We start from the raw sequence: 4,154 nt of genomic DNA on the forward strand, positions 1-4,154 counted from the left end.
GCGGAAAAATAACCGTGGGTAGTTATTGTCGCCGCGACTGTTTGCTCGGATACTTCACGCCAATGACCTTGTACCGCCGACATAATATTTGATCCGCTTTAGAGAACTCGACCTTTTCTATTAAGCACGATCTTTTAGAGAAGTCCCGTTTCGTTACGCAACTTTTACGGCGGTTATATGGCTCTTTCCTTTCGCGTTGCAACACCCGCTGACGTGCCCGAATTGGTGGCATTGGAACAGCACTGTTTCACCACCGACCGGCTCTCGCCTCGCAGTTTTCAATGGATGGTCAGCCGCGCCCACGGCCAGTTGCTGGTGGCGGAAGGTGACGGCCAACTGCTCGGCTATGCGCTGGTGCTGTTCCATCGCGGCACCTCGCTGGCGCGCCTGTATTCCATCGCCATCGCCGAACACGCACGCGGCCTGGGCTTGGGCAAACAACTGCTGGCGCGCATCGAAGCCTGTGCCGTGGAGCATGATTGCGCCTACCTGCGCCTGGAAGTGCGCACCGACAACCCCGGCGCGCTCGCCCTGTATGAACGCAACGGTTACCGACGCTTCGCCCTGATCAACGACTATTACGAAGATCACAGCCCTGCCCTGCGCCTGGAAAAACGCATCCTCCAGCACCAGGACGCACGCCCGCAGAGCGTGCCGTATTACCAGCAGACCACCGACTTCACCTGCGGCGCCGCGTGCTTGCTGATGGCCATGGGCGCGCTGGTGCCTGAGCGCCCGGCCCGGCGCCGCGAAGAGCTGCAGATCTGGCGTGAAGCGACCACCGTGTTCATGACCGCCGGCCATGGCGGCTGCAGCCCACAAGGCTTGGCATTGGCGGCGTGGCGCCGGGGTTTCAAGGTGCGCATGCAGGTGAATGTAAGCGGACCGTTGTTTCTTGATGGCGTGCGCGACCCGCATAAAAAGGACGTCATGCGCGTGGTGCATGAGGCATTTGAAGAGGAGCTGGCCGGCAGCGACGTCGAGCAGGTACTGGGTGGCGCGCTGGACCTGCCACACGTGTTACAGGCCGGCGGCCAGCCACTGGTGCTGATCAGCAGCTACCGCCTCACCCGCTCCAAGTCGCCACATTGGGTGATCGTCACCGACTGCGACGACGAGTTCGTCTACCTGCACGACCCGGACGTTGACCACAGCCAGCACCGCCAGCCGCTGGACTGCCAGCACGTGCCGGTCAGCCATGGCGAGTTCGAGCGCATGTGCCGCTTCGGCAACAACAAATTGCGCGCGGCGGTGGTGCTCTTCTCTCCCCCGTAGCGGTGGCGGTGGTGGTAGCGGGGATCAGGCGACGTGTTTTACCTGGGCCTTGGCTTCCAGTTCGCGCACCAGTGGCAATACGCGTTTGCCGAAATACTCGACTTCTTCCTGGAAGTGCAGGAAGCCCGCCAGCACCAGGTCCACGCCGACGGCCTTGAGCGCGACGATGCGCTCGGCAATTTGCTGCGGGGTGCCGATCAGGTTTGTCTTGAAGCCGTCGTTGTATTGCACCAGGTCTTCGAAGCTCGATTTCGCCCAGTTGCCCTCGCCTTCCGGTGAAGCCTTGCCCGCCTGTTTGGCGGCGTCGCCGAATGCGTTGACGGCCTCCGGGTCGGCCTGGTTGATGATCTCGGCCAACACGGCGCGGGCTTCGTCTTCGGTGTCGCGAGCGATCACAAAGGCGTTGACGCCGATCTTGACCGAATGGTTATTCGCCGCGGCCTTGGCCCGAATGTCATCGACCTGGGCCTTGATGCCTTGCGGGGTGTTGCCGTTGGTGAAATACCAGTCCGAGACGCGCGCCGCCATGTCCCGTGCTGCCCGTGAGCTGCCGCCCTGGAACACTTCCGGCTGGCCCAATGGCTTGGGCTTGAGGGTGTAGTTGTTGAACCGGTAGAAATCGCCCTTGAAGGTAAAATCGTCTTGGGTCCAGATGCCTTTCAGGGCGCGGATAAATTCCTCGGAGCGGCGATAGCGCTCATCATGTTCCAGCCAGTGTTCGCCAATGGCGTGGAACTCACCCTTGAACCAGCCGCTGACGATATTCACCGCGATGCGGCCGTTGGTGAGCTGGTCAATGGTCGCCAGTTGCTTGGCCGCCAGCGCCGGTTGCCACGGGCCGGGCAGGATCGCGGCAATCACTTTGAGTGTGGTGGTCGCCGCCAGCAACGCATGGCTGAACGCCACGGACTCGTGCTGGTTTTCCGCACCGTAACCAGCAGTGAAACGAATCTGTGTCAGGCCATATTCGAAGCCCGCGGCCTCGGCCAACTGCGCCAGTTTGCGGTTGTAGTCGATGCCCCAATCGGTGCGCTGCTCAATCTTGCTGACAACCAGCCCACCGCTGACGTTGGGCACCCAATAGGCAAATTTCACGGCTTGCTGACTCATCTAGCGGTACCTCACACGAAAGGATGTACGAGGCACAGGAGCAGCAAGCGTGCCAGCCACCGGTAAAGGCCCGGCCCACAGGCGCTGCGCTGGCAAACCCCGCTGTTCAACGGTTACGCGCTGATGTCGTGGATCGCATCGGTTTGTCGATCTGCTGTTGCTGGCGCAACAGTCAATCACCGCGCTGCGCCGCAAATACGGGCCGCGGTGCCCGGCACGGACTGTGCAATCGCCCTTGCACTTGAACACTGCCAAGGAGCCATTCCCCATGACCGAACAACACGTCATCAACCCGCTGTCCACGGGCGCCGATTATTCCACGCTGGCCGTACGTTTCCGGCCGATCTTTGCACGCATCGCCGCAGGCGCCGTTGAGCGCGAGCAATCCCGTACCTTGCCCTATGAGCCGATCCAGTGGCTCAAGGACGCCGGTTTTGGGGCGGTGCGGGTACCGGTGGAATACGGCGGCAGTGGCGCCTCGTTGCCGCAGCTGTTTGAGCTGCTGATCGAACTGGCCGCCGCCGACTCCAACGTGCCCCAGGCGCTGCGCGGGCACTTCGCGTTTGCAGAAGATCGCCTGAACGCACCGCCAGGCGCTGGCCGTGACCTGTGGTTCAAGCGTTTTGTCGACGGTGATATCGTCGGCTGCGCCTGGACGGAAATCGGCACGGTGGCCATCGGTGATGTGGTCACCCAAGTCAGCCCCAACGGCGACACCTGGACGCTCAACGGCGAAAAATTCTACAGCACCGGCAGTCTTTTTTCTGACTGGATCGACGTGTACGCCCAGCGCAGCGACACCGGTGGCGATGTGATCGCCGCCACCCGCACGCGCCAGCCCGGTGTGGTGCAAAGCGATGACTGGGACGGCTTTGGCCAACGCACCACCGGCAGCGGCACCACGCGGTTTACCGACGCGGTGGTGGAAGCCGAAAACGTGATCGATTTTGCCACCCGCTTCAAGTACCAGACCGCGTTCTACCAACTGGTGCTATTGGCGAGCCTGGCCGGGATCGGCCGCGCAGCGCTGAACGATGTGGCTCACCAGGTGCGCAATCGCAAACGTATCTACAGCCATGGCAACGCGGGGCATGTCAGCCAGGATTCACAGATTCAGCAGGTGGTGGGTGAAGTCGCTGCGCGGGTATATGCCGCCGAGGCCAGCGCACTGAAAGCCGCCGTGCCGGCGCAACGGGCCTACCTGGCGCGGTTTGGCGGGGATGATGCGGCGGAGCGTGAGGCTAATGTGGCGGCCGAGATTGAGTCGGCGACGGCGCAGGTGGTGGTCTCAGAGCTGATCCAGCGTGCGACCAGCGAGTTGTTTAATGCGTTGGGGGCGTCGGATGTGCGCCAGGGCAAGGCGCTGGATCGGCATTGGCGCAATGCGCGGACGGTGTCGTCGCATAATCCGGTGATCTACAAGGCGCGGATTGTGGGGGATTGGGTGGTCAATGGGACGGAGCCGCCGTTTGTCTGGCAGATTGGCAATGGGGCTTGAGGTTGGGGCTTTTTCGGTTTTTTTGGGAGGGGGGGCATATCCGTTATTTGGGTGATGCCTTCTATTGGTTCCGCTCTTACAGCGGCTCACTTTTGATAAAGCCGGAATGCCGGCCCAGTCAAAAGTAAGCAAAACGCTCTTGCTCCTCCACTCGGCACCTCGCCTAGGCTCGGTGTGCCCGCACTCCGGCTTGAATCCGTGGGCCGCCGCCACGCGCCATCCATGGCGCGGGGCGGCTAACCCGGCGTCCTGCCGGGTTACCCACGGATTC

Annotated in this window: 3 protein-coding genes; 2 read left to right on the forward strand and 1 reads right to left on the reverse strand. The window is 62.1% G+C overall.

Going from position 1 to position 4,154, the window contains the following annotated elements; genetic code table 11:
• Window positions 1-177: 177 nt before the first annotated feature.
• A complete protein-coding gene (locus WBB95_RS07410) occupies window positions 178-1,275 on the forward strand; it encodes a peptidase C39 family protein (protein ID WP_424486976.1) in 1,098 nt (365 codons plus the stop codon).
• Window positions 1,276-1,299: 24 nt separating this feature from the next.
• Here the strand turns inward: WBB95_RS07410 and sfnG are convergent, their stop codons facing one another.
• Window positions 1,300-2,385, reverse strand: coding sequence for a dimethylsulfone monooxygenase SfnG (gene sfnG / locus WBB95_RS07415; RefSeq protein WP_424486977.1), 1,086 nt, complete (start codon window positions 2,383-2,385; stop codon window positions 1,300-1,302).
• A gap of 268 nt (window positions 2,386-2,653) precedes the next feature.
• On the opposite strand from sfnG, the gene WBB95_RS07420 reads away from it, so the two are divergent.
• The gene (locus WBB95_RS07420) at window positions 2,654-3,883 is read left to right on the forward strand and encodes an acyl-CoA dehydrogenase family protein (protein ID WP_424486978.1); all 1,230 of its coding nucleotides are present in this window, start codon (window positions 2,654-2,656) and stop codon (window positions 3,881-3,883) included.
• Window positions 3,884-4,154: the final 271 nt, after the last annotated feature.

Source organism: Pseudomonas sp. (assembly GCF_049645325.1).
Classification (GTDB): Bacteria; Pseudomonadota; Gammaproteobacteria; order Pseudomonadales; family Pseudomonadaceae; genus Aquipseudomonas.